At 71.6% G+C, this 22,800-nt stretch carries 20 protein-coding genes; 6 read left to right on the forward strand and 14 right to left on the reverse strand.

What is annotated here, in order from left to right:
- Positions 1-76 precede the first annotated feature (76 nt).
- From OG254_RS05680 to OG254_RS05690, 3 genes are read left to right on the forward strand one after another with little or no spacing between them, the layout of a single operon-like run.
- Positions 77-1,705 (forward strand): (2,3-dihydroxybenzoyl)adenylate synthase, encoded by a 1,629-nt coding sequence (locus OG254_RS05680; protein ID WP_405577851.1) that lies wholly within the window; start codon positions 77-79, stop codon positions 1,703-1,705.
- The gene (locus tag OG254_RS05685) at positions 1,695-2,750 is read left to right on the forward strand and encodes a FecCD family ABC transporter permease (protein ID WP_405577853.1); all 1,056 of its coding nucleotides are present in this window, start codon (positions 1,695-1,697) and stop codon (positions 2,748-2,750) included. The genes OG254_RS05680 and OG254_RS05685 overlap by 11 nt, the downstream gene beginning before the upstream one ends.
- A complete protein-coding gene (locus OG254_RS05690) occupies positions 2,747-3,808 on the forward strand; it encodes a FecCD family ABC transporter permease (protein ID WP_405577855.1) in 1,062 nt (353 codons plus the stop codon). The genes OG254_RS05685 and OG254_RS05690 overlap by 4 nt, the downstream gene beginning before the upstream one ends.
- Before the next feature lie 5 nt (positions 3,809-3,813).
- On the opposite strand, the gene OG254_RS05695 is transcribed toward OG254_RS05690, so the two are convergent.
- Positions 3,814-4,776 carry a hypothetical protein gene (locus tag OG254_RS05695; protein WP_405577857.1) on the reverse strand — a complete coding sequence of 321 codons (963 nt, stop codon included), beginning with the start codon at positions 4,774-4,776 and terminating at the stop codon, positions 3,814-3,816.
- 189 nt (positions 4,777-4,965) lie between these two features.
- Here OG254_RS05695 and OG254_RS05700 point away from each other — a divergent pair, with 189 nt between their 5' ends.
- Positions 4,966-5,181 (forward strand): heavy-metal-associated domain-containing protein, encoded by a 216-nt coding sequence (locus OG254_RS05700; RefSeq protein WP_405577859.1) that lies wholly within the window; start codon positions 4,966-4,968, stop codon positions 5,179-5,181.
- A gap of 65 nt (positions 5,182-5,246) precedes the next feature.
- Positions 5,247-7,502 carry a heavy metal translocating P-type ATPase gene (locus tag OG254_RS05705; protein WP_405577861.1) on the forward strand — a complete coding sequence of 752 codons (2,256 nt, stop codon included), beginning with the start codon at positions 5,247-5,249 and terminating at the stop codon, positions 7,500-7,502.
- Between the two features lie 58 nt (positions 7,503-7,560).
- Here the strand turns inward: OG254_RS05705 and OG254_RS05710 are convergent, their stop codons facing one another.
- From OG254_RS05710 to OG254_RS05745, 8 genes are all read right to left on the reverse strand, one after another.
- Positions 7,561-8,013 carry a phospholipase gene (locus OG254_RS05710; RefSeq protein WP_405577863.1) on the reverse strand — a complete coding sequence of 151 codons (453 nt, stop codon included), beginning with the start codon at positions 8,011-8,013 and terminating at the stop codon, positions 7,561-7,563.
- Between the two features lie 129 nt (positions 8,014-8,142).
- A complete protein-coding gene (locus tag OG254_RS05715; RefSeq protein WP_405577865.1) occupies positions 8,143-8,790 on the reverse strand; it encodes a hypothetical protein in 648 nt (215 codons plus the stop codon).
- Entirely contained in the window at positions 8,787-9,647 is an 861-nt protein-coding gene (locus OG254_RS05720) for a carbohydrate ABC transporter permease (RefSeq protein ID WP_405577867.1), read from the reverse strand. The genes OG254_RS05715 and OG254_RS05720 overlap by 4 nt, the downstream gene beginning before the upstream one ends.
- A complete protein-coding gene (locus OG254_RS05725) occupies positions 9,644-10,576 on the reverse strand; it encodes a carbohydrate ABC transporter permease (RefSeq protein ID WP_405577869.1) in 933 nt (310 codons plus the stop codon). The genes OG254_RS05720 and OG254_RS05725 overlap by 4 nt, the downstream gene beginning before the upstream one ends.
- Entirely contained in the window at positions 10,573-11,856 is a 1,284-nt protein-coding gene (locus OG254_RS05730; RefSeq protein ID WP_405577871.1) for an ABC transporter substrate-binding protein, read from the reverse strand. The genes OG254_RS05725 and OG254_RS05730 overlap by 4 nt, the downstream gene beginning before the upstream one ends.
- Positions 11,857-11,919: 63 nt before the next feature.
- The gene (locus tag OG254_RS05735) at positions 11,920-12,672 is read right to left on the reverse strand and encodes a cupin (RefSeq protein WP_405577873.1); all 753 of its coding nucleotides are present in this window, start codon (positions 12,670-12,672) and stop codon (positions 11,920-11,922) included.
- Positions 12,666-13,604: a PmoA family protein gene (locus tag OG254_RS05740; protein WP_405577874.1), complete on the reverse strand. Its 939-nt coding sequence runs from the start codon at positions 13,602-13,604 to the stop codon at positions 12,666-12,668. The genes OG254_RS05735 and OG254_RS05740 overlap by 7 nt, the downstream gene beginning before the upstream one ends.
- Positions 13,601-14,716 (reverse strand): Gfo/Idh/MocA family protein, encoded by a 1,116-nt coding sequence (locus OG254_RS05745; RefSeq protein WP_405577876.1) that lies wholly within the window; start codon positions 14,714-14,716, stop codon positions 13,601-13,603. Before OG254_RS05745 ends, OG254_RS05740 begins: the two co-directional genes overlap by 4 nt.
- A gap of 293 nt (positions 14,717-15,009) precedes the next feature.
- Here OG254_RS05745 and OG254_RS05750 point away from each other — a divergent pair, with 293 nt between their 5' ends.
- Complete coding sequence (locus OG254_RS05750) at positions 15,010-16,191, forward strand: flavin-dependent monooxygenase (protein ID WP_405577878.1); 1,182 nt, start codon at positions 15,010-15,012, stop codon at positions 16,189-16,191.
- Between the two features lie 12 nt (positions 16,192-16,203).
- Here the strand turns inward: OG254_RS05750 and polX are convergent, their stop codons facing one another.
- The 5 genes from polX to OG254_RS05775 form a co-directional block, all read right to left on the reverse strand.
- Positions 16,204-17,940: a DNA polymerase/3'-5' exonuclease PolX gene (gene polX / locus OG254_RS05755; protein WP_405577880.1), complete on the reverse strand. Its 1,737-nt coding sequence runs from the start codon at positions 17,938-17,940 to the stop codon at positions 16,204-16,206.
- A gap of 64 nt (positions 17,941-18,004) precedes the next feature.
- On the reverse strand, positions 18,005-19,252 hold the full coding sequence (locus OG254_RS05760) for a DegT/DnrJ/EryC1/StrS family aminotransferase (RefSeq protein ID WP_405577882.1): 1,248 nt from the start codon (positions 19,250-19,252) through the stop codon (positions 18,005-18,007).
- A gap of 169 nt (positions 19,253-19,421) precedes the next feature.
- Complete coding sequence (locus tag OG254_RS05765) at positions 19,422-20,549, reverse strand: GNAT family N-acetyltransferase (RefSeq protein ID WP_405577884.1); 1,128 nt, start codon at positions 20,547-20,549, stop codon at positions 19,422-19,424.
- A gap of 173 nt (positions 20,550-20,722) precedes the next feature.
- Positions 20,723-21,487, reverse strand: a complete 765-nt coding sequence (locus tag OG254_RS05770; protein WP_405577886.1) for a class I SAM-dependent methyltransferase — start codon at positions 21,485-21,487, stop codon at positions 20,723-20,725.
- A gap of 93 nt (positions 21,488-21,580) precedes the next feature.
- Positions 21,581-22,798, reverse strand: coding sequence for an aminotransferase class V-fold PLP-dependent enzyme (locus OG254_RS05775; protein ID WP_405577888.1), 1,218 nt, complete (start codon positions 22,796-22,798; stop codon positions 21,581-21,583).
- Positions 22,799-22,800 lie beyond the last annotated feature (2 nt).

Below are 22,800 nucleotides of genomic sequence, written 5' to 3' on the forward strand. Positions count from 1 at the left end.
TCCAGATCACACCGCCAGGCTTGACCGCGGTGACTCATTAGGCAAGCCTTTCCTAAATAGCAGGCGGGAGTTGAGCATGCTCGACGGTTGGGTGGCCTGGCCGGACCCGTTGGCCGAGAAGTACCGCGCGCAGGGCTACTGGGAGGGGCGGCCGCTCGACCGGCTGCTGAGCGAGAGCGCCGAACGCACACCGCAGCGGACCGCGCTCGTGGACGCCGACGGAGACCGCTGGACATACGCCGAACTGGAACTGCGTGCCGACCGCTTGGCGGCCGGTCTGGTGCGGCTCGGCATCGGGGACGGCGACCGCGTGGTCGTCCAACTGCCCAACACCGACGCGTTCGTGGTGCTCTTCTTCGCCCTGCTGAGGGCGGGCGCGATACCGGTGCTCACCCTGCCCGCGCATCGCGAGAGCGAGATCGTGCATGTCGCCGAGGTGTCCGGCGCCACGGCGTACGCGATCCCCGACCTGCACGACGGCTTCGACCATCGCACGCTCGCCCGATCCCTGCGCAAGGCCGTGCCCGGCGTCGAGCACGTGCTGGTGGCGGGCGACGCCGCGGAGTTCACCGCGCTCGCCGACCTCGACGCCGAACCGGCCGCACTGCCCGAGCCCGACCCGGGCGACGTCGCCGTACTGCTGCTGTCGGGCGGCACGACCGGCAAGCCGAAGCTGATCCCGCGCACCCACGACGACTACACGTACAACGTCCGCGCGAGCGCCGAGGTCTGCGGTTTCGACCGCGACACCGTCTATCTGGTGGTGCTGCCGACCGCGCACAACTTCGCGCTGGCCTGCCCCGGACTGCTGGGCACGCTGATGGCGGGCGGCACCGTCGTGCTCGCTCCCACGCCGAGCCCCGAGGACGCCTTCGCGCTGATCGAGCGGGAGAGGGTCACCGCCACCGCCGTGGTCCCGCCGATCGCGCTGCTCTGGCTGGACGCGGTGGAGTGGGAGGAGGCCGACGTGTCCTCCCTCGCCCTGCTCCAGGTCGGCGGCTCCAAGCTGGGCGCCGAGCCCGCCGCCCGGGTCGAACCGGCCCTCGGCTGCACACTCCAGCAGGTGTTCGGGATGGCCGAGGGACTGCTCAACTACACCCGGCTCGACGATCCGCCCGAGCTGGTGATCGGCACCCAGGGCCGCCCGCTGTCCCCCGCCGACGAGGTCCGCGTGGTCGACGAGGACGACCGTGACGTACCGCCCGGCGAGCGCGGCGAGTTGCTCACCCGCGGCCCCTACACCCTGCGCGGCTACTACCGCGCCGCCGAGCACAACTCCCGCGCCTTCACCACCGACGGCTACTACCGCACCGGCGACCTGGTGCGGATCCTGCCCTCGGGTCATCTGGTGGTCGAGGGCCGGGCCAAGGACCAGATCAACCGCGGCGGCGACAAGATCTCCGCCGAGGAGCTGGAGAACCACATCCTCGCCCACCCCGGCGTGCACGACGCGGCCGTGGTCGGCATGCCCGACGCGACGATGGGCGAGCGCACCTGCGCCTACCTCGTCCCGCGCGGACAGGCCCCGGGACAAAGGGAGTTGGCGGTGTTCCTCACCGAACGAGGGGTCGCCGCGTACAAGCTCCCCGACCGGGTGGAGACCATCGAGGTCTTCCCCCGGACCTCGGTGGGCAAGATCGACAAGAAGGCGCTCGGCCGGCTGATCGCCGAACGTCTCCGCGCGGAGGGCATCGGTGGCGACTGAGGCCAGGACGGCCCCTGTTGTACGGACGGACAAGCAACCGCGCAGGCGCCGCGACTCGACTCGCACCCTGGCCGTGTTCGGTGCCCTGGTCCTGCTGGTCGTCGCGGCCGTGCTGAGCCTCGCGGTCGGCTCGCGCGCGCTGTCGCCGTCCGTCGTGTTCGACGCGCTGCTCCATGACGACGGCTCGACCGCGGCGTCGGTGATCTGGGACGTCCGCGTGCCGCGCACCCTCGCGGGCATCGCGGCCGGTGCGGCGCTCGGCGTCGCGGGTGCGCTGATCCAGGCGCTCACCCGCAACCCGCTGGCCGATCCGGGGCTGCTCGGCATCAACGCGGGCGCCGCCACCGGAGTCGTGCTGTCCATCACCGCGCTCGGCATCACGAGCCTGTGGGCGTCGGTGTGGTTCGCCATGGCGGGGGCGGTGGTGGCGGGGCTGCTGGTGTACTCGCTCGCCTCGGGAGGGCGCGGCGGCGCCACTCCGGAGCGGCTCGCGCTCGGCGGTGCGGTGATCGCCGCGGTGTTCACCGGCATCGGCCAGACGCTGATGCTGCTCGACGCGCAGGCCCTGGACCAGCTGCGGTTCTGGAGCGTGGGCTCACTCGCGCGGGCCGACAGCGAGACGCTGACGACGATCACGCCGTTCGTGGTGGTGGGCCTGGTGATGGCGTTGGCGCTGGTCCGGCCGCTCAACGCGCTCGCGCTGGGTGACGACGGCGCGCGGGCGCTGGGCGCGCATGTGGACCGGACGCGCTTGGTCGGCCTGGTGGCCGTGACGCTGCTGTGCGGGGCCGCGACCTCGGCCGTGGGACCGCTGGTCTTCGTCGGTCTCGCGGTGCCGCACATCGCCCGCCTGATCGCCGGGGCCGACCAGCGCTGGACGCTGCCGCTGTCGATGCTGCTGGCGCCGGCCCTGCTGCTGTGCGCGGACGTCCTCGGCCGGGTCGCCGTACGCCCGGACGAGCTGGACGCGGGGGTGGTCACCGCGGTGGTCGGCGCCCCGGTGTTCATCGCGCTGGTCCGCTACCGAAAGGCGGTGTCGGCATGACGACGCAGGCCCCGCCACGCGCCCGTACCCATGTCGTACGCAGCCGCTCGCACGGTCTCTCGCTCCGCGTGGACGTACGCGCGGTGACGGTCTGCGTGCTGGTGCTGGCCGCCACCGCCGCGGTCGGCGTCCTCACGCTCGGCACCGGCGAGTACACGATCTCCCCGGCGGACGTGGTCCGCACGCTGCTCGGCAACGGCAGCCCGCGCACCGACTTCGTCGTCAACGACCTCAGGCTGCCGCGTCTGCTGACCGGCATCCTGGTCGGCGCGGCGCTCGGGCTGAGCGGTGCCCTCTTCCAGAGTCTGACCCGCAATCCGCTGGGCAGCCCCGACATCGTCGGCTTCACCTACGGCTCGGCCACCGGGGGTCTGCTGGTCGTCCTGCTCGTCGGCGGAACCGGCGGGCAGATCGCCCTCGGGGCGGTGGGCGGCGGCCTCGCGACGGCCGTCCTCGTGTATCTGCTGGCGTGGCGGCAGGGCGTCCACGGCTATCGGCTGGTGCTGGTCGGCATCGGGGTGAGCGCGCTGCTGCAGGGCGTGAACGCCTATCTCCTCGCCAAGGCCCGCTTCACCCAGGCCGCGCAGGCCATGGTGTGGCTCAACGGCAGCCTGAACGGCCGGAGTTGGGCGGACGCACGCCCGGCCGCCCTCGGCCTGCTGGTCGTGCTGCCCCTGGTGGGGCTCGCCGCGAGCCGGCTGAGGATCCTGGAGATGGGCGACGACGTGGCGGGCGGGCTCGGCGTGCCGGTCCAGCGGACGCGGCTGCAGGTGCTGGTGCTCGCCACGGCGGCCTGCGCGGTGGCGACCGCGGCCGCCGGCCCGATCCCGTTCGTCGCGCTCATCGCCCCGCAGCTGGCCCGCCGCCTCACCCGGACCCCCGGCCCGGGCCTCCTGGCCGCCACCTGCACCGGCGCCCTGCTCGTGGTGAGCGCGGACTTCGCCTCTGGGCGCATCCACGAGACGGCCCAGCTGCCGGTCGGCGTGGTCACCGCGGTGGTCGGCGGGGTCTATCTGGGGTTGCTGCTGCGCAGGCAGCGGCGGGCCGGGCGGATCTGAGCCCGTCAGTGCCCGTGCTCCTCGGCCCCGTCCTCGTGCGAGGGGGCCGGTGAGCCGGCCGCTGCCGTGCCCGCCCGGACCGTCAACTCCGCGGTGTGCACCTGCCCCTGGTGCTTGAAGTCGAGGAACAGCCGGTAGGTGCCGCTGCTCGGTGCCGTGGCCGTGAACGAGATCTCCGGGCCGGGCTTCGTCCTGCCGTCGCCAGGTTCGCCGCCCGGGTGGACGTGGAGGTAGGCGAGGTCGCCGGAGCGCAGGGCGACGAGGTGGCCGTAGGCGCCGAGGTAGGGCTGGAGGTCGGTCACCGGGCTGCCGCCCCGGGAGACCTTCAGCTTGAGCTCGCCCTCCTTGCCCGGGCGCAGGGCGCCGTCCAGACGGACCTCGTAGCCGTCGACCTTCGCGGTGGCGTTCGGGACGGGCGGTTGCCGCGGCTCGTAGGTGCCCGAGGCGGCGAGGTCAGCGCCGAGGGTGAGGTTCTCGGCACCCTTCTTCGCCGGGGTGAAGTCGGCGAAGACGCGGTATCCGCCCGCGCGGGGCAGTTCGACGGGGATGCTCCAGGTGCCGTCGGCGGCGCGGGTGGGGTGCACATGGCGGTAGGTGGCCAGGTCGCGTGAGGCCACGATGAGGTGCAGTTCCTTGTCGTGTTCGCGCCGGTAGGCGGTGACCGCGCGGCCCGCGCTGTCGCGGATGGCGAAGCTCAGGTCGGAACGCTTCCCGGCGGCGACGGTCGTGGTCCTCAGGTCGAGGGTGTAGCCGCCCTCCGAGATCTGGAGCCCGCCGTCCGGCATCGTCTCGTGCCCTCCGTGGTCCTCGCCTCCCGCCGGATCCGGCGACGCCTCGCCGTGGCTCTCGTGGCGGGCGGGAGCGGGGTCCGCCACGACGGGGTCGACACCTTTGCCCACGCCGTAGGCGGTGCCGAAGGTCGCGGCCAGTGCGGCGGCGAACGCTGTGATCCTCAGTCCGGCATGCATGGCGGTCTCCTGCGGGTCTGATCCTTGGATACGGTCCTTCGATGCACCTCACCATACCCCTGGGGGGTACCAAGTCAACCCGAATCAGAGCTTGCATTGCCTACCCCCTAGGGGTATACATGGACACCGGCAAGGATACCCCCACCCCGTATTACGGTCGACCGAGACCTCGCATCCCAGGAGGAACCCATGTCCACCACCACCTACGCCGTCTCCGGTATGAGCTGCGCCCACTGCAAGGCCACGCTCACCAAGGTCATCGGCGAGCTGGACGGCGTCACCGGGGTCCACGTCGATCTCGCGGCCGGGCAGGTCACCGTCACCAGCGCCACCGAGCCGGACGACGCCCTGCTGGGCGAGGTGGTCGACGACGCCGGCTACGAGCTGACCGGCCGCACGGCCTGACCCGCACCCCGACCGCGGGGCCCGGCCGCACCGGGCTCCGTGAGCACCCCGCACGAGGAGCAGCGATGACCACCACCGCGTCCGATCCCACGACCGAGGTAGAGCTCGCCATCGGCGGCATGACCTGCGCCTCGTGCGCGGCGCGCGTCGAGAAGAAGCTCAACCGCATGGACGGCGTGACGGCCACGGTCAACTACGCCACCGAGAAGGCCAAGGTCAGCTACGGCGGTGACGTCTGCGTGCGGGACCTGATCGCCACCGTCGAGGCGACCGGGTACACCGCGCAGGAGCCCGCGCCGCCCGTGCGCGACGAGGCCGGGAGCGCGGACGGGCACGACGAACTGCGCTCGCTGAGGGAGCGGTTGATCACCGCGGTGACGCTCTCGGTGCCGGTCGTCGCGATGGCCATGATCCCGGCCCTGCAGTTCGAGTACTGGCAGTGGCTGTCGCTCACGCTGGCGGCGCCCGTCGTGACGTATGCCGCGTGGCCCTTCCACAAGGCGGCGTTCACCAATCTGCGGCACGGCGCGGCCACCATGGACACGCTGATCTCGGTGGGCACGTCGGCCGCGTTCCTGTGGTCCCTGTGGGCGCTGTTCCTCGGCACGGCGGGCGAGCCGGGCATGACGCACCCCTTCGAGCTGACCATTTCGCGCGGTGACGGCTCCGGGAACATCTATCTGGAGGCGGCCGCCGGTGTCACCGCCTTCATCCTGGCCGGGCGCTACTTCGAGGCCCGCAGCAAGCGCAAGGCCGGCGCGGCGCTGAAGGCGCTGCTGGAGCTCGGCGCCAAGGACGTCACCGTCCTGGACACGGGCGGTGGCGAACGGACCGTCCCCGTCTCGGAGTTGACGGTCGGCGACCGTTTCCTCGTCCGTCCCGGCGAGAAGATCGCCACCGACGGGACCGTCGTCGAGGGCTCGTCCGCGGTGGACGCCTCGATGCTGACCGGCGAGTCCGTCCCGGTCGAGGTCGCGCAGGGCGACCCGGTCACCGGCGCGACGATCAACGCGGGCGGCCGTCTCGTCGTCGAGGCCACGCGCGTGGGCGCCGACACCCAACTCGCCCGGATGGCACGGCTGGTGGAGGACGCGCAGAACGGCAAGGCGTCGGCGCAGCGGCTCGCGGACCGGATCTCCGCCGTGTTCGTGCCGATCGTGATCGCCCTGGCGCTCGGCACCCTCGGCTTCTGGCTCGGCAACGGCGCCGGAGCGGCCGCGTCCTTCACCGCCGCAGTCGCCGTACTGATCATCGCCTGCCCGTGCGCGCTGGGGCTGGCCACGCCGACCGCGCTGATGGTGGGCACCGGGCGGGGCGCGCAGCTCGGGATCCTGATCAAGGGCCCGGAAGTGCTGGAGTCCACGCGCAAGGTCGACACGATCGTCCTGGACAAGACCGGCACCGTGACCACCGGCCGGATGACCCTGCTGGCCGTCCACACCTCCGACAACACCGACGAGGCCGAAGTCCTGCGCCTCGCGGGCGCGTTGGAGCACGCGTCCGAGCACCCGATCGCCCGCGCCGTGGCCGACGGAGCACTGCAGAAGCTGGGTTCTCTGCCCACGCCCGAGGACTTCGCGAACGTGCCCGGTCTCGGGGTGCAGGGCATGGTCGAGGGGCACGCCGTGCTCGTGGGGCGGGACCGGCTGCTCGCGGGCTGGGCCATGGAACTGCCGGATGACCTGCGGCAGGCCAAGTCCGAGGCCGAGGCGGCCGGTCGCAGCGCCATCGCGGTCGCCTGGGACGGCGAGGCGCGTGCCGTGCTGGAGGTCGCCGACGCGGTGAAGGAGACCAGCCCGGAGGCGATCCGGCGCCTGCGCGCCCTCGGCCTCACCCCGATCCTGCTGACCGGCGACAACCGGGCCGTCGCGCAGGCCGTCGCCCACGAAGTCGGCATCGCGCCCGAGCAGGTGATCGCCGAGGTGCTGCCGCAGGACAAGGCCGATGTCGTCAAGCGCCTTCAGGACGAGGGCCGTTCGGTCGCGATGGTCGGTGATGGCGTCAACGACGCGGCCGCCCTCGCCCAGGCCGACCTGGGGCTGGCGATGGGCACCGGCACGGACGCCGCCATCGAGGCCGGCGACCTCACTCTGGTGCGGGGCGACCTGCGCGTCGCGGCGGACGCGATCCGGCTCGCCCGCAGGACGCTCGGCACCATACGCTCGAACCTGTTCTGGGCCTTCGCCTACAACGTCGCCGCGCTGCCGCTCGCCGCGGCCGGCCTGCTCAACCCGATGATCGCCGGGGCAGCCATGGCCTTCTCCTCGGTGTTCGTGGTCGGCAACTCCCTGCGGCTGCGCTCGTTCCGGGCAGCGGACTGACGACTCCCAGCGAGGAGAAGAGGGCGCCGCACCAGCGGCGCCCTCTTTGTTTCGTTCGTCAGCCGAAGGCCTTCACGGCCTGGTAGTAGGTCCAGGCTGTGCTGTTGCAGGCGGTCTTCGACGCACCACTGTAGCTGGCGCACACGCGCTTGAGGTCCTCGTAAAAGGCGCTGTCCACACGCGACTTGTTGGCGTCGAAGGCGCCGATCGCCTTGTAGTTGCGGTAACCGAAGTCGTGGCGGGCGCAGGACGTGGCGAAGGGGAAGCCGAAGGGGTTGTCGGGCGAGGAGGAGCAGTAGTCCGTCGACCAGTCGAACCCGTACGCGGACCAGGCGGACTGGTTGTTGCGGGCGGCGACCCAGGCGTTGTAGCTGGACGCGCTGGTCTGGGTCCAGCCGGACAGAACCTGGGGCTTGTCGGCGGGAGCGGCGTCGGCGGCCGAGGCGGTGGCGAGGACGGCTGCGAGGGAGAGGGCTGAGGCGGCAAGACCGGTGGCGAGTCTGCGGTGCATTCCACACCTCCATGAGGCTGCGACCCGTCCGTCGGGCCGCAGGTTCATGACAAGATGATTGACACCTGAACGGCTCTTTCACACCGCATGCGACTCAATTGCCCATTAACTCTTGGACATGCGAGGAGATCAGGGGATGAATTCGACGTCGGCGCGACCGGCCTCGCGCCGACCCGGCGGGCCCCCGACCGCATCCTCCCTCCGTAGGTCCACGGCAGTCACCGCCAGCGCAAGCGGCCCCGGGGCGAGGAAGGCCAGCGGCATCAGCATCCAGGCGCACAGGGCGGCGGTCGCCACCGCGAGCAGCACCAGGCCGCTGCCGCCCGCGTCCCGCACGCAGTCCCGGGCGGCCTCCCGCAGCGCGGTCCGCCAGTCGGTGAGCGACTCGGGGCGGGCGCAGGCCCGCAGGCCGGCCACCACGCCACCCGCCCCGATGCCGGCGGCGATCACCGCGAACGCCGCCCCGCCCGGCAACCCCGCCCGGGCCAGCGCCAGATCGGCGACCAGCAGCAGGACACCCGTCAGCGCGAGGGCGCCCGCCGCCAGGTCGCCGGTCCGCAGCCGTCGCCGTAGCAACGCGAAGTACCGCCCGGCGGTGGCCGGTTGGTCCTGCCTCGCGCCCCGCAGCACCGCACATGCCGTCGACAGGGCGGCCGGGGCGGTCAGCACGGGCAGACAGGCCACGGCCGTGGCCAGGCCGACGCTGAGCACATCGGCGAACAGAGTCATCCGCGGGCCGAACACCTCGCCCGCCTCACGTGCCGGCATCCCGCTCATCCCTTCAGTCCGGAGCTGGCCATGCCCTCCACCAGAAAGCGCTGGAAGGCGAGGAAGAAGAGCACGATCGGCAGCAGCGCGATCACGGACAGCGCGAACATCGGGCCGAACGCCGAGGTGCTGGAGGCGTCCACGAACGACCGCAGGGCGAGCGTGAGCGTGAACTTGTCCGGGTCGAAGAGATAGATGAGCTGGGTGAAGAAGTCGTTCCACGTCCAGATGAACGTGAAGATCGCCGTGGTGATCAGCGCCGGACGGGTCAGCGGCAGCACCACCAGGAAGAAGCTGCGGAACGGGCCGCAGCCGTCGATCCGGGCCGCCTCCTCCAGTTCGCGGGGCAGACCACGCATGAACTGCACGATGAGGAACACGAAGAAGGCTTCCGTCGCCAGGAACTTCGGCAGGATCAGTGGCCAGTAGGTGTTCACCAGGCCGAGCTGGTTGAAGATGATGTACTGCGGGATCAGCACCGCGTGGTGCGGCAGCATGATCGTGGCGATCATGAACGCGAACAGCGGCCCGCGCAAGCGGAAGCGCAGCCGCGCGAAGGCGTAGGCGGCGAGCGAGCAGCTGATGACATTGCCGAGGACCGCGCCGCCCGCGATCAGCAGCGAGTTGGACAGCAGCCGCCAGATCGACACGTCGTTCACGCCGTCCAGGGCCGTGGAGTAGTTCGACCACTCCAGGTGACCGGGCAGGAGGTTCAGGCTCGCGATGACCTCGTCGGCCGGCTTGAGCGAGGTGGCCAGCAGCCAGGCCAGCGGATAGAGCATCACGAGCAGGGCGGCCGGACAGCCCAGGTGCAGGGCGATCCGGCCCCAGCGAACTGGCTTACGGGCAAGGGCAGTTGAGGTCATCGGTCCCCCTCGGAGGTGTAGAAGACCCAGGAGCGCGAGGTACGGAACAGCACCGTCGTGACGGCGCCGATCACGATCAGCAGCACCCAGGCCATGGCGGAGGCGTAGCCCATGTGGGAGGCGACGAAGCCGCGGTCGTAGAGGTAGAGGGTGTAGACGAGGGTCGAGTCGGCGGGTCCGCCCTTGCCGGCGCCGATCGCGAAGGCGGGCGTGAAGACCTGGAAGGCCTGGATGGTCTGCAGCACGAGGTTGAAGAACAGGACCGGGGACAGCATGGGCACGGTGACGGACAGGAACTGCCGCCATTTCCCGGCCCCGTCGACGGCCGCCGCCTCGTACAGCTCGCTCGGGATCTGCTGGAGACCGGCGAGGAAGATGACCATCGGCGCCCCGAACTGCCACACCGTCAGCAGCGCCACGGCGAGCAGCGCCCAGCCGGGCCTGTTGACCCAGCCGCCGGTGCCGAACAGGTTGTCCACGGTGCCGCCGTCGTTGAAGATCGCCCGCCAGACGAGCGCGATGGACATCGACGCGCCGAGGAGCGAGGGGGCGTAGAACGCCGACCGGTAGAAACCCTTGCCGCGCTTCATGGACTTCAGCGCCAGGGCGACGACGAGGGCGAGCGCGAGTTGCAGCGGCACGGCGATGACGACGTACGTCAGAGTCGTCAGCACCGAACGCCAGTAGCGCGGGTCCTCGGTGAACATCTGGACGTAGTTGCGCAGGCCCACCCAGCGCGGCGGGTTGAACAGGTCGTAGTCGGTGAAGGACAGGTACAGCGACACGGCCATCGGCAGCAGGGTCAGCACGGCCGCGCCGAGCACCCACGGGGACAGGAACACCCAGGCGGGGCCCTGGCGTTCGCGCCTGGGCCGGCGCTTGGCGGCGGTGGCGCGCCGCGCGCGTGTGGGGATCGTGGTGGTGGTCATGACCTCAGCTCCGCCTTCGCCTCGGTGACGTAGTTCTCGGCCGCCTCGCGGGGCGACATGCGCTCGTACGACACCTGGTCGTAGTCGCGCTGGAAGGTGGTCTGGAGGGCGTTGTCGCCCGAGGGAGGGGCCTGCGGCGGGGCCTTGAGCGTGCCCTCCAGGGAGGTCTGGTAGCCGGCGATCGTCTTGTCGAAGTCCTTGAGCTGCGGCTCGATCTCCTTACGGACGGAGTCGTTGACGGGGATGCCGCGAGTGGCGCCGAGGACCTTCGCCGCCTGCTCGTCGTTGATGAGGAAATCGACGAGCTGCGCCGCCTCCTTGGCGTGGCTCGTGTTGGCGCCGACGCCGAGGAACATGGACGGCTTGAAGTACTGACCGGGGGTGCCGTCCTCGCCGGACGGCATCGGCGCGAGCGCGACACCGCTGGGTATGAGAGCGAGGTAACCGCTCGCCGGGGCGTCCCAGTTGGCGTCGGCCGTGGCCTCGCCGCGCCCGAGCGGGGTGTTCTCGACGGAGCCGTCGAGCTGGGTGGTCTGCTCGGCGGGCGAGACGACGCCCTCGCGCCGCAGTTCGTCGGTGAAGGTCCACCAGCGCGTCAGGTCGTCGGCGGTGAAGCCGAGCCCGCCGTTCTTCGTGTAGAGGGACTTGCCCTGGCCGCGCAGCCAGACCTCGAAGCAGTCCTCGCTCTGGCCGGGGTCGGTGGCGCCGGGCTTGCCGGTCTTCTCGGCCAGCGCGCGCATGGTGTCGGCCCACTGGCTCCAGGTCCAGCCGCTGTCCGGGAGCGGCACGCCGGACGCTCTCCACGCCTTGACGTCGTACGCGACGGTCTCGGTGCCGCGTCCTTGCGGGATCGCGTACTGCGTGCCTGCCAGCCGGCCGGTGGCGAGCAGTCCGGCGTCGATCTCGTCGGTACGCAGTACGGCCTTCTGCTCGCCGAGGTCGAGCAGGACGCCGCCGGAGGCGTACTGGTCGATCTGCCGGTAGTCGAGCTGCATGACGTCGGGGGCGTCGCCGCCCGCGGCCTGGGTGGCGAGCTTCTGCTTGTAGGCGTCGTAGGCCGAGAACGACGTCTGCACCTGGATGTCCGGGTGCTGTTTCTCGAACAGGGCGAGGGCTTGCTCGGTGCGCTCCGCGCGGTCGGGGTTGCCCCACCACGTGTAGCGCAGCACGACCTTGCCGCCGCCGACCGACTCTCCGGATCCTGAGCAGCCCGCCGGCATCGCGCAGAGCGCGAGTGCGGCGGCCGAAGCGCAGAACCTCTTTGTCCTGTGTCCGGGCATGCCGAGGTCACCTCTCCTCTCCTCGGTCTTTCCGTCGGCCCCCCTCCGGCCCCCCTGAGCCTGCTACTCGCCTTGGTACGGCAGCGTGATCCCCGGCAGGTTGTACTCGTCGCGGCGACCGCACATCCCGAACCCGCCGAGCCGGGTGGGCCCGGCCTCGTGCGCGGTCGCGTCGCCGAGGTAGGCCGGCTCCCCCGCCTCCAGCGCGTCGAGCTGGGCGCCCGTGCGCTGGGCCGTGGCGAGCGCGCCGGCCCGCCACAGCTCCCGCCAGTTGGGCACCTTGGCGCGCACGAGCCGGGCGGCGGACCGCTGGAACTCGACGTAGGAGCCGTTGTCCCCGGCGACGAGTGCCTCGCGCAGGGCGAGGTAGCCCTCGACGGCGAGGTCCCTGCGGCGCCGGGCGGCCGCGGCGGTCTCCGGGCCCGTGCCGGGCGGGAGTGCGGAGGCGACCGCGTACCGCTCCGGATCCGCGAGCACCTCGGGCGGGAAGGTGAAGACGGCGTCCCCGGCCTCGGGCAGACCGCTGTTCTGCATCAGCACGGTGATGCGCAGATCGCCGCCCTGGACCATACGGTGCACGGTCCCCGGCGTGAACCAGGCGACGGAGCCCGGCTCCAGCGGCATGTCCCGGTAGCCGTCGGGGCTCAGCGTCTGTACGGCGCCCCGGCCGCCGGTGACGACGTACGCCTCGGTGCACACCAGATGCAGATGCGGGCTGCCGCCGCACACGCCGTCGGCGGCCTCCCAGTCGTAGGCGCTGAGGTGGGACAGGCCGACGGCGCCGGGCAGCGGGTACGGCAGGTTCGGCTTCACCACGGCATTGCCTCCAGGTGGGAGGACACCCGCTCCCGGTCCCAGGCCCCGTCGGCGAACACGACCCGGTAGCGGTAGCCGAAGGACTCGCCCGGCGGCAGCTCGAACTCCTCGAAGAACGCCCAGGAGAAGGCCACCGTCGGGATCGGCTCGGAGCGCACGAACCAGTGCGACTCGTGGATCGCGGACTTCTCGTCGAGGTTCTCCGGCGCGTGCGCGAAGACGAGCGTGGAGTGCCCGTCGATGTCGTCGTGCTCGGTGGTGTAGGCGAGCCACGGGCTCTGCGTGCCCATCAGCTTGCCGGCGTCGGCGCCCGCTCCCCCGTCGAGGTCGGGTCCGAAGGCGGTGCCGCCGGTGAAGTCGCGGGGGCCGCGCCACTGAAGGCCGGTGTAGCCCGCCATCTCGCGGCCCTCGGTGGTCGGAGAACCGAACCGCAGGACCTCGTCGCGAAGGTTGGTGAGGCGGATCGACCAGTCCAGGGCCCAGGCTCCGGCCTCCTCGTCCACCGAGTGGACGGTCAGCCCGCGCGCTTCACGCGCCCACTGCGCTCCGCCGTTCTCGACCCAGGTGAGCTCCTCGGTGAGGACGAGCCGGTTGTCGTCGACCGTGAACTCGGGGAAACCGTCGTGCCGCATGGAGCCGACCCGCTCGGGCAGGGCGAGATAGCCCTGGCCGTGCACATAGCAGTTGCCGCCCCAGAAATTCTGCCCCGACAGATGACTCGCCGTCATCTGCAGGCCCTTGTGCCAGCGGTGGTCGCTGGGCCGGTACCCGGTCACGGTGTGCCCGGCGAGGGTGCGCACCGGGTGGGCGTAGGGCTTGCGGGACTCGAAGGCCTCCGGGTCGGGGCGGTAGACGTAGCGAAGGATCTCGGTGCCGTTCGCTGCCGTGACCGCGATGTGGTCGCCGTGCGCGTGGGTGACGCGGATGCTCATGCGCGCTCCTTGGGGGCCCAGTGGGGGTGGTCTCCGTGCATGGCCGGGTAGAAGGGGTCGCCGGGCGCGATCTCGCCCGCGTGCACCGGCTGTCCCGTGAACGCGGCCTTGTAGAGGGCGGCCGCGAAGTCGAGGGTGGCCCGCGCCCCCGGACCGCTGCCGGGCGGCCGGACACCGTTGTCGTAGGCGTCCAGGAGGCCGCCGAGCTGTGCCGTGTGCGAGCTGGGCACGTCCGCCGCCGGAGTGCGCCAGGCGGTGGCACGCTCGGAGGGGACGTGCGGGGCGGGGGTGTAGACCCAGTCGTCGTTGCGGTGGCCGTACAGGTGGGTGAGCTCGACCGTCGCGTCGGCGCAGTCCACGCGGATGCGGCTGACCTCGTGCGGGGACAGGACGCTGTTGACGACGGTGGCGAGGGCGCCGTTCTCGAAGCGCACGAGGGCCGTCGAGACGTCCTCGCTCTCGGTGTCGTGGACCAGGCGCGCGGCCATGGCCCGTATCTCCGTCCACGGGCCGAGCAGGTGCAGCAGCAGGTCGAACTGGTGGATGCCGTGCCCCATCGTCGGCCCGCCGCCCTCGGTGGCCCAGCGCCCGCGCCACGGCACCGCGTAGTACGCGGCGTCGCGGTGCCAGGTCGTCTGGCAGTGCGCGACCAGCGGGGTGCCCAGCTCACCGCTCGCGATCAGCTCCCGGGCGTGGACGGCGCCCGAGCCGTAGCGGTGCTGGAAGACCACCGACGCGTACGCGCCCGACGCCTCCTCGGCCGCCGCGATGTCGTCGTACTCGGCGAGCGACAGACACAGCGGCTTCTCGCACAGCACCCAGGCGCCCGCTTTGAGCGCGGCGATCGTCTGCTCCCGGTGCAGCGACGGCGGGGTGCCGATCAGGACCAGGTCGGGGCGTACGGCGTCCAGCATCTCGCCCGTCGAGGTGTACCCGGCGACGTCCTCGCCCGCGAGCTGCCGGAAGGCGTCCAGCCGGGCCTGGTCCACATCGACGGCGGCGACGAGCTCCACCCGGTCCGCGTGGTGTCTCAACGCGGGGAGGTGACTGCCGCTGACGATGGCGCCGGTGCCGATGACGGCGACGCGGCGGCGGGCGGGGCTTGGGGACATGCAGTTCTCCTCGGACGGCGGACAGCCCGCTCAGAAAGCGCTTGCACTTCGAGGGCGACCCTAGGCAGGGACGGAATGTAAGGACAACCCCTCTGCGGCGACATGAGCAAAGCCCGACCCGTTCGGCTCGGCCCACGTTCCGCACGCTCCCCCCTTCGCCCCTCGCTCAAACGGACGAAGATCGACGAGCGCCGAGGGTCGCGTCCGGCATCAACTCACCTTCAACCAGGGGGCGTTGACAGCGTGCGGCATCCGCGTCACGGTGATGACTCGTCGTGCCCGGGAGGCCACCCATGGCAGCAGTTGGTACCGACACCGATCTCGTCACACGCGTACGGGCGCTGCGGCCACTCGTCCGCGAGCATGCGCCCGGGGCCGAGCAACAGCGACGGGTCGTGCCCGAGGTCGCGGAGGCGCTGGGGGACGCCGGGATCCACCGGATGAACGTCCCCCGGCGGTACGGCGGCTACCAGAGCCGGCTGCGCACCCAGGTCGACGCGGTGGCCGAGATCGCCGAGGGATGCGGCTCGACCGCGTTCAAGACGGTGATCCAGGCCGGCTGCTCCTTCATCGCGGCCCTCTTCCCCGACGAGGCGCAGGACGAGATCTTCACCGGCCCGGACGTCAGGGTCGGTGGCACGCTCGTCCCGGACGCGACGGCGGTCCGCTCGAACGGCGGCTATGTCGTCAACGGCACCTCCGGCTTCGCCACCGGCTGCCATGACGCCGACTGGCATCTGCTGACGGTCCGGGTGGAGTCGGAGTCCGGGGAGGGGCCGCCCGAGCTGCTGTGGACGGCCGTGCCCATGGCCGAGCTGGAGATTCTCGACGACTGGTACGTCACGGGGCTGGCGGGCACCGGCAGCAACAGCGTCGCCGCACGGGACGTGTTCGTCCCCGCGCACCGCGTCCTGCCGGTCGGGCCGCTGCTGGCGGGCGAGTTCCCGTCGAAGTCCAACGCCGACGACCCGTTCTACCGGATGCCGGTGCTGCTGCTGTTCTGCGCCTGGACGGCGCCCCCCGCGCTCGGACTGGCCCGCTCCGCGCTCACGGAGTTCACCGGGCGCAGCCACCGGCGGGGCATCACCTACACCTTCCACCAGCGCCAGCACGAGGCCACGGTCACCCATCTCCAGTCGGCCGAGGCGGCCATGAAGATCTCCTGCGCCGAGCTGCTGACCGCCGATTTCGTCTCGCTGATCGAGACGCGGGCGGAGTCCGGCGAGCCGTACACGCCCGAGGAGCGGACGCGGATCAGGGCGCAGAGCGGCTATGTGGCACGGCTGTGCAAGGAGGCCGTCGATCTGCTCGGCTCGGCCTCCGGGGCGTCGTCCCTGCACCGGGACACGCCGATCCAGCGGACCGTGCGCGACGCGGGGGCGCTGTGTCTGCACTCGTTCGTGAACCCCGCCACCAACCTGGAGATCTACGGCCGGGTCCTGTCCGGACTCGACCCGGGCACGCCGTTCGTGTAGCCCCGGCCGGCCTCACCCCTTGGTGAGGAAGCGCCGCAGCCGGGTCAGCGGCCAGGTGTTGATCACGTCGTCCTTGGTGAGCCAGCCACGCTGCGCCGTGCCCACGCCGTAGCGCAGGTTGGCCAGGTGGATCACGGCGTGGGCGTCGCTGTCGACGGCGAACTTCACGCCGTGCCGCTTGGCCCGCAGGATGTCCTCATCGCGCAGGTCGAGCCGGTCCGGGTGGGAGTTGATCTCCAGGGCGGTGCCGGTGCGCGCACAGGCCGCGAAGACCGCGTCGAGGTCGACGTCGATGGCGGGGCGCTTGCCGATGAGGCGGGTGGTGGGGTGGCCGATGATGTGGACGTGCGGGTTCTCGCAGGCCTTGACGATCCGCCGGGTCAGCGCCTCGCGCCCCTGGTTGAAGTGCGAGTGCACCGAGGCCACGCACAGGTCGAAGCCGGCGAGGAACTCCCCCGGCCAGTCCACCTCGCCGTCGGGGCCGATGTTCAGCTCCGCGCCGTGCAGCACCCGCATGCCGCCGCGCCTGCCGCCTTTGCCGTACTCCCGGTCGAGCTCGCGGACACGTTCGCGCTGGGCGAGGATCCGTTCGTCGGTCATCCGCTGCATGGCCATGTCGGGGCCGTGGTCGGTGACCGCGTAATAGGCGTAGCCGCGCTCGGCGGCCGCGGCGACCATCTCCTCCAGCGGGGCGAGCCCGTCGGTGAGGTCGGTGTGGGTGTGCAGATCGCCGCGGATGTCCTGCTCCTGGATCAGGTCGGGCAGCTCGCCGCGCAGCCCGGCCTCGATCTCGCCGCGGTCCTCGCGCAGGGTGGGTGCGATCCACGGCAGGCCGAGGCGGGCGTAGACGTCCTCCTCGGTCTCGGAGACGATCTTCTCCCCGGTCTCGGTGTCGAAGAGCCCGTACTCGGAGAGCTTGAGCTTCTTGTGGACGGCCATCTCCCGGGTGCGGATGTTGTGCGCCTTGGAACCGGTGAAGTACTGCATGGCCGCGCCCCAGGAGTCCGGTGGTACGACACGCAGGTCGACCTGGAGTCCTTTGTCGGTGCGGATCGACGTCTTCTTCTCCCCGTGCGCAATGACCTCGGCGACGTACGGCAGTTCGGTGAAGGCCCGCATGACGGGCGCGGCCTTCATCGCCGCGACGAGGATGTCGATGTCGCCGATCGTCTCGCGGACGCGGCGCAGGGATCCGGCGTAGGAGCACCGCTCGCAGCCCTTCACCCGCGACATCTCGGCGACGATGTCCTCGGCGAGGCTCATCGCGACATCGATGAGGACCCGGTCGGCGGAGGACTGCAGCAGGCCGATGCCGTGCAGGATGTTCTCCTCCGTCTTCGGCCCGAAGCCCTTCAGGTCGCGCAGCCGCTCCGCGTGGATGGCGTCCGCGAGTTCCTCGGTGGTGGAGATGCCCAGCTCCTCGTAGAGGACGAGGGCCTTCTTCGGGCCGAGCGTGGGGATCGCGGTGAGCTGCCGGACACCGGCGGGGATCTTCGCGCGCAGTTCCTCGACGGCGGACACGCTGCCGGTGGAGAAGTATTCGACGACCTTCTCGGCGATCGACTTGCCGACGTTGGGGATCTCTTTCAGGCCCTTGACGTCGAGCGTGGACACATCGGCGTGGTGACCGCCGATCGCCCGGGCGGCCTTCTCGTAGACACGTACCTTGAACGCGTCTCCTCCGGTGATGGAGATCAGATCCGCGTACTCCTGCAGCAGTGCGGCGACCTCGTCGTTGGACCGTGCCACGCCTCCAGGGTAGGCACGGGAGGCCCGGCCGGACGAGCCCGGCCGGGCCGACCGTGTCGCCGCGCTACTGGCCCAGGGGCGTGGGCGGAGTGGTCGTCGGGTCGGGGTCGGGTTCGGGTATCCGGGCCGACATCGGCGGGTGTGCCGGGGTCGCGTGTTCCTTGGTCAGCGCGTTGATGATCCTGCGGGCCAGCAGGGGGTCGGCCGGCAGGGTGTGGGAGGCGAACCAGCGGGCGGCCGCGGGGGCCGGGGACGGTTCGACGAACTCGGCGCCCGCGTAGTCGTCGAGCGGCGGGTCGTAGATGTAGCCCGCGACCACGCCGTGGTCGACCAGGCGATCCACGAGGGCGTCGCGGTCGTGGACGAGCAGCGGGACCCGGAACAGGGAGGGCGGGCCCTCGTGCGTGGGCCCGTCGCGCAGTGCCGGGCTGGCCCAGGTGGTGCCGGACAGCAGCGAGACGCCGGCCCTGCGCCGGGCCAGGTCACCGTCGAGCAGCGCCATCCGCAGCTCCAGCTGCCCGCGGACCAGGGCCCCGTGGCGGGAGCGGAAGCCGTGCAGGTCGACCCGCACCCAGGGCTCGTACGCGGTCAGGCTGGGCGCGTGGCGGGCGCTGCCGGCGAGGCGGGGCGCGTGCAGAGCCATGCGGAAGTCGTCGCGTTCCAGCAGTCCGAGGCGCTGCATCGTGCGCCAGGCGGGCCGCACCAGGTGGAGGGTGCGTACGGCGGAGCGCGCCAGCGGGCGCAGCGTGGTGGCCAGGTCGTCGCGCAGCCGACGCGGGGTGAGCAGGTCGTCGCGCAGCAGCTCCAGCTCGCGTCGGGCGCGGGCGTCCTCGACGGCGAGGAAGCCTCCTGCCATCCCGGCGACGTGCTTGGACAGGCTGAACGCGGCGGCCGTCCCGAAGGTGCCGATCGGCTGCCCGTCCACGTGTGTGCCGATCGCGTGCGCCGCGTCCTCGATGAGGGGGATCCCCAACTGGTCGCAGCGGCGCCGCAGTTCGACGACCCGGTCCGGCAGGCCGTACAGGTTGGTGGTCAGGACGGCGTCGATGTCGCGCCAGGTGGACTCCGGTACGGCGGCCGGGTCGATGTTGCCGTCCCACCGGGACACGGGGGCTTGGACCGGGCGCAGTCCTGCGGCGAGGACGACGAAGAGGATCACGTCGTCGTTCACCGGGGACATCAGCACCCGTCCGCCCGGCCGGCACCAGCGCCGCAGCGCCAGGTAGAGGGCCAGTCGGGCCGAGGGCGTGTAGACGCATTCGCGTCCGATGCGCCGTGTCATCATCGCGGCGAGCCGCGATCCGTACGGCATGGTCACCTCTTCCGTGGAAGGGTCCGACGAAGGGTCGCCCGGAGCGGGCGGTGTGCGCTTCGGAACGTCGTACGAGGCCGCCGTGCGGGGAATGTCGGACCGCGAGGGGCCTGGGACCGCCGGGCCGGGACAGCGCCGGCGTGTACGCGTGACGAGAGCGGGTTCGCGTTCAGCGGGCGCGGGCTCCCGCGCCCGGCGGGTGGGCCGGGCCGGAGGTGCGCAGCGTGCCGACGGTCTTCAGCAGCCGGTCGGCGGGCTCGCGCAGCCGGGGGTGGGCCAGGACGGTGTTGCGCAGACCGCGCACCGGTCTGCGCCACATCCGGTGGGCCGTCGCCACCGGGTGCGGACGCACCGCGAACCCTTCCGCCACCCGCAGCTCACGCGTCTTGAGCCAGTCCTTGTACTCCTTCTCCCCGCGCCCCATGTCCATGAGCGTCACGCCGCCCCGGCCCGCGGCCTGAGCCAGCCGCAGGTGCATCATCAGCCCGGGCGAGTAGTAGCCGAACTCGGGGTCGTACGCCGTGAACCAGGCCGCGAACACCGAGCGTGACCGTGGCCCGAAGTGCGCGGCGACCGGCCGGTCCCCGGCGTACACCACGGACAGGATGCCGGTGAAGTGCTCTTCGCGGACCTGGAAGAGGTGGTCGACGAGGTCGACTATCCAGGGTCTGGAGAACCGGTCCATCCGCCCGGTTCTGCGGTACTGGGCGGACTTCCACCGCATGAGGGTGCGCAGCACGCGCGGGTCGCGTTCGTCGTACACGAACCGCACCTCGCCCTTGTCGCGGCCCAGGCGGCGTTCCTTCTTCAGCGTCGTCTTGGCCAGCCCCGGGTAGGTGGCGCGCAGCCACTCGGGATAGCCGCCCTCGCCGGGTTTCAGATCGAGGACGGGAGAGGCGAACGTGCCCGTGACGTACGGGCCGAACGGCTGCTGTTCCTCGACGAGGTGATCGAACTCGAAGACGGACAGCCCGCACACCTTCAGCAGTTCACGGGTGTCCCAGGTGACTCCGGGCCGGTGCACCAGGGCCTGGCAGTCGGAAAGGCCCAGGCCTATGGCCCGGCCGACGCCGTACGCGTTGCGCTCGTACGGGAAGAAGCCGACGGCCTCGCCGCCCTCGTGCAGGACCGCCACGTGCACCCCTTTGCGGTGCCTGCCGACCCCGAGCGCGAACTCCGGTGCCAGGAAAGGGTTGGCGTAGTCGGGCGATTCCTCCATCGCCCGGTGCCACGCCCGGCGTAGCGACTCGCTCAGCTCCTCGGGTCTGTGAATCGTGATGGCGCTCGTGGATCGCATGGCGACCGCTCCCCCCAAATGCCCCCCAATACGCGCCTTTCGGCGCGACGCCACTGTGTCCCCCCATGTCGAACTTTGTGGCGAGGCTCAAACGTCGCGAAACAGTACGCACGCTGTCAAGGTGCCTGATGAATCCTTTAGCAGCGCTTGGTGACCAGGGGCCGCCGCCCCGGTCAGCGGATCGCGACGACGACGTGACTGTCGCCGTACTGCCAGACCGGGCCGGCATGCCTGAACCCCGCTCGCCGCAGCAGCCGTTCATGGGCGGACAGCGACAGGTGCGCCGCGCAGCCGGCCCCGGTGGACGGCTGTCTGCTCCGGCGCTCGGCGAGCAGGTCGGCCAGCTCGGGGTCGGCCGCGACGGCCGTCCACCAGGACTCCCAGTCCTCGTGCGCCAGGGCGCGCCGGCGCTCGGCGTGGCGGCGGCCGACACATCCGGCGAGGGCGGTGAGCGCGGTGTCGTCGTGCGGGAAGTGGTCGCCGTTGACGAGGACGCCGCCGGGCTGCAGCAGGGCCGCGAGCTGCCGGTAGGTGCGGAGCAGGGCGTCGGGGCCGAGGTAGTGCAGTGCCGTCGTCGACACGGCCGCGTCCAGCGGGCGGTCGAGGCCCAGGGCGTGCGTCCAGCCCTCCTCGCCGATCATCGCGTCGACGTAGCGGGCCGCGTCCACGTGGTGGGTGCGGGCCAGTTCGAGGAGCAACGGGTCCATGTCCACGCCCACGATGTCGGCGTACGGCAGCCGCCGCGCCAGCCGGGCCGCCAGCGAGCCGGGGCCGCAGCCGAGGTCGACGACGAGGGGCCTGGCCGGGTGGCCCGCGACGGCCTGCTCGACGACGTCGGCGATCACTGTGAAGCGCTCCTCACGGTCCACGGCGTACCGCTGCTGCTGGAGTTCCCAGCGCCGCACCCATCGTTCCGCCGTCGCCAGACTCAGCCCCATCCGGTCGTGCCACCTCGTCGTCTCGCACCGACTCACCCTTCCGGCGCGACACTACAGGTGGAAACGGTTCCCATTCCGCCGGACGGCGGTGCGTCACCCGAGGGTGGCAAGGACGGTCAGCAGCCGGTCCACCTCCTCGACGGTGTTGTGGACGTGCAGGCTCACCCGCACCGAGCCGGTGCGCTCCCCCGCGCCGCCCTGACAGTGCTGGTCGCAGCGGACCATGAAGCCGTGGCTGAAGAGGATGAAGCCGAGGTCGGAGGAGTCGATGGCGCGGTGGCGCAGGGTGACGATGCCCCGGCGCCGCTGCACGGGCGAATCGGCGGCGAGGCTGGCCTGGCAGCCGAGGATCTCGTAGGCGTCGAGGTGACGCAGGCCCTCGGTGAGCCGGGCCGCGAGGGCGACCGTCCAGCGCTCGATGCGGTCGGTGCCCGCCGCGTCCAGCCAGTCCAGGGCGGCGGTCAGGGAGGCGATGCCGACGGTGTTGGGGGTGCCCGCCCAGCCGGCCGGCGCGAACTCGGGTCCACGGGCCTGGCGGGCCCAGACGGCTCCCGTGCCGGGCAGGGCCATGGCCTTGTGCCCGGAGAAGACGACGAAGTCGACGTCGAGACCGGCCACCGACACCGGCCCATGACCGACGCTCTGGGCGGCGTCCAGGCAGATCACCGCGTCCGGGCCGACCGCGCGGCGGATCCGTTGGACGTTCATGTCGCCGCCGTACACGTGGTGGATGTGGCTGACGGCGACGAAGCGGGTGCGCGGTCCGGCCAGTTCGGCGAGCTCGGTGTGGTCGTAGTCGCCGGACGTGCGCTGGTACGGCATCGGCCGCACGCGGATGTGCACGCCCTGCCCGGCCAGTTCCCGCTGGGTCTGAAGCCAGGGCGCGATGTTGGCCTCGTGGTCGGCCACCGGGACGACGATCTCGTCCCCGTCGGTGAGCAGCCGGGGCAGCCAGTCGCGGGCGACGGTGCGCAGGCCTTCGGTGGTCCCGCTCGTGAAGTGCACGACCGAGCGCTGCGGTGCCGGGTCGTCGAGGAACCGCTTGACCCGGCCGCGGGCCTCCTCGACCAGGGCGGTGGTCCGGTTCGCCCAGGGGTAGGTGCCGCGTCCGGCGTTGGCGTTGGTCGTGGTGAGGTAGGTGTGGACGGCGTCCAGCACGGCCTGCGGTTTCTGGGCGGTGGCCGCGCTGTCCAGATAGGCCAGTTCCGGGTGTGCGGTGATGATCGGGAACTGGGCGCGCAGGGCTTGCTGCCACTCCCCCAACTCGTCGACACTGGCGGGGAGTTGACTGTCCGTCCTGGATATGGTCATGG

This window comes from Streptomyces sp. NBC_01092 (assembly GCF_045039535.1).
Classification (GTDB): Bacteria; Actinomycetota; Actinomycetes; order Streptomycetales; family Streptomycetaceae; genus Streptomyces.

Coding starts and splice junctions, on each gene's coding strand:
- OG254_RS05700 (WP_405577859.1), top strand. CDS start 4,966: ATGTCCACCACCACCTACGCCGTCTCCGGTATGAGCTGCGCCCACTGC.
- OG254_RS05720 (WP_405577867.1), bottom strand. CDS start 9,647: ATGACCTCAACTGCCCTTGCCCGTAAGCCAGTTCGCTGGGGCCGGATC.
- OG254_RS05750 (WP_405577878.1), top strand. CDS start 15,010: ATGGCAGCAGTTGGTACCGACACCGATCTCGTCACACGCGTACGGGCG.
- OG254_RS05745 (WP_405577876.1), bottom strand. CDS start 14,716: ATGTCCCCAAGCCCCGCCCGCCGCCGCGTCGCCGTCATCGGCACCGGC.
- OG254_RS05740 (WP_405577874.1), bottom strand. CDS start 13,604: ATGAGCATCCGCGTCACCCACGCGCACGGCGACCACATCGCGGTCACG.
- OG254_RS05680 (WP_405577851.1), top strand. CDS start 77: ATGCTCGACGGTTGGGTGGCCTGGCCGGACCCGTTGGCCGAGAAGTAC.
- OG254_RS05705 (WP_405577861.1), top strand. CDS start 5,247: ATGACCACCACCGCGTCCGATCCCACGACCGAGGTAGAGCTCGCCATC.
- OG254_RS05775 (WP_405577888.1), bottom strand. CDS start 22,798: ATGACCATATCCAGGACGGACAGTCAACTCCCCGCCAGTGTCGACGAG.
- OG254_RS05695 (WP_405577857.1), bottom strand. CDS start 4,776: ATGCATGCCGGACTGAGGATCACAGCGTTCGCCGCCGCACTGGCCGCG.
- OG254_RS05765 (WP_405577884.1), bottom strand. CDS start 20,549: ATGCGATCCACGAGCGCCATCACGATTCACAGACCCGAGGAGCTGAGC.
- OG254_RS05730 (WP_405577871.1), bottom strand. CDS start 11,856: ATGCCCGGACACAGGACAAAGAGGTTCTGCGCTTCGGCCGCCGCACTC.
- OG254_RS05715 (WP_405577865.1), bottom strand. CDS start 8,790: ATGAGCGGGATGCCGGCACGTGAGGCGGGCGAGGTGTTCGGCCCGCGG.
- OG254_RS05760 (WP_405577882.1), bottom strand. CDS start 19,252: ATGCCGTACGGATCGCGGCTCGCCGCGATGATGACACGGCGCATCGGA.
- OG254_RS05770 (WP_405577886.1), bottom strand. CDS start 21,487: ATGGGGCTGAGTCTGGCGACGGCGGAACGATGGGTGCGGCGCTGGGAA.
- OG254_RS05710 (WP_405577863.1), bottom strand. CDS start 8,013: ATGCACCGCAGACTCGCCACCGGTCTTGCCGCCTCAGCCCTCTCCCTC.
- OG254_RS05690 (WP_405577855.1), top strand. CDS start 2,747: ATGACGACGCAGGCCCCGCCACGCGCCCGTACCCATGTCGTACGCAGC.
- OG254_RS05725 (WP_405577869.1), bottom strand. CDS start 10,576: ATGACCACCACCACGATCCCCACACGCGCGCGGCGCGCCACCGCCGCC.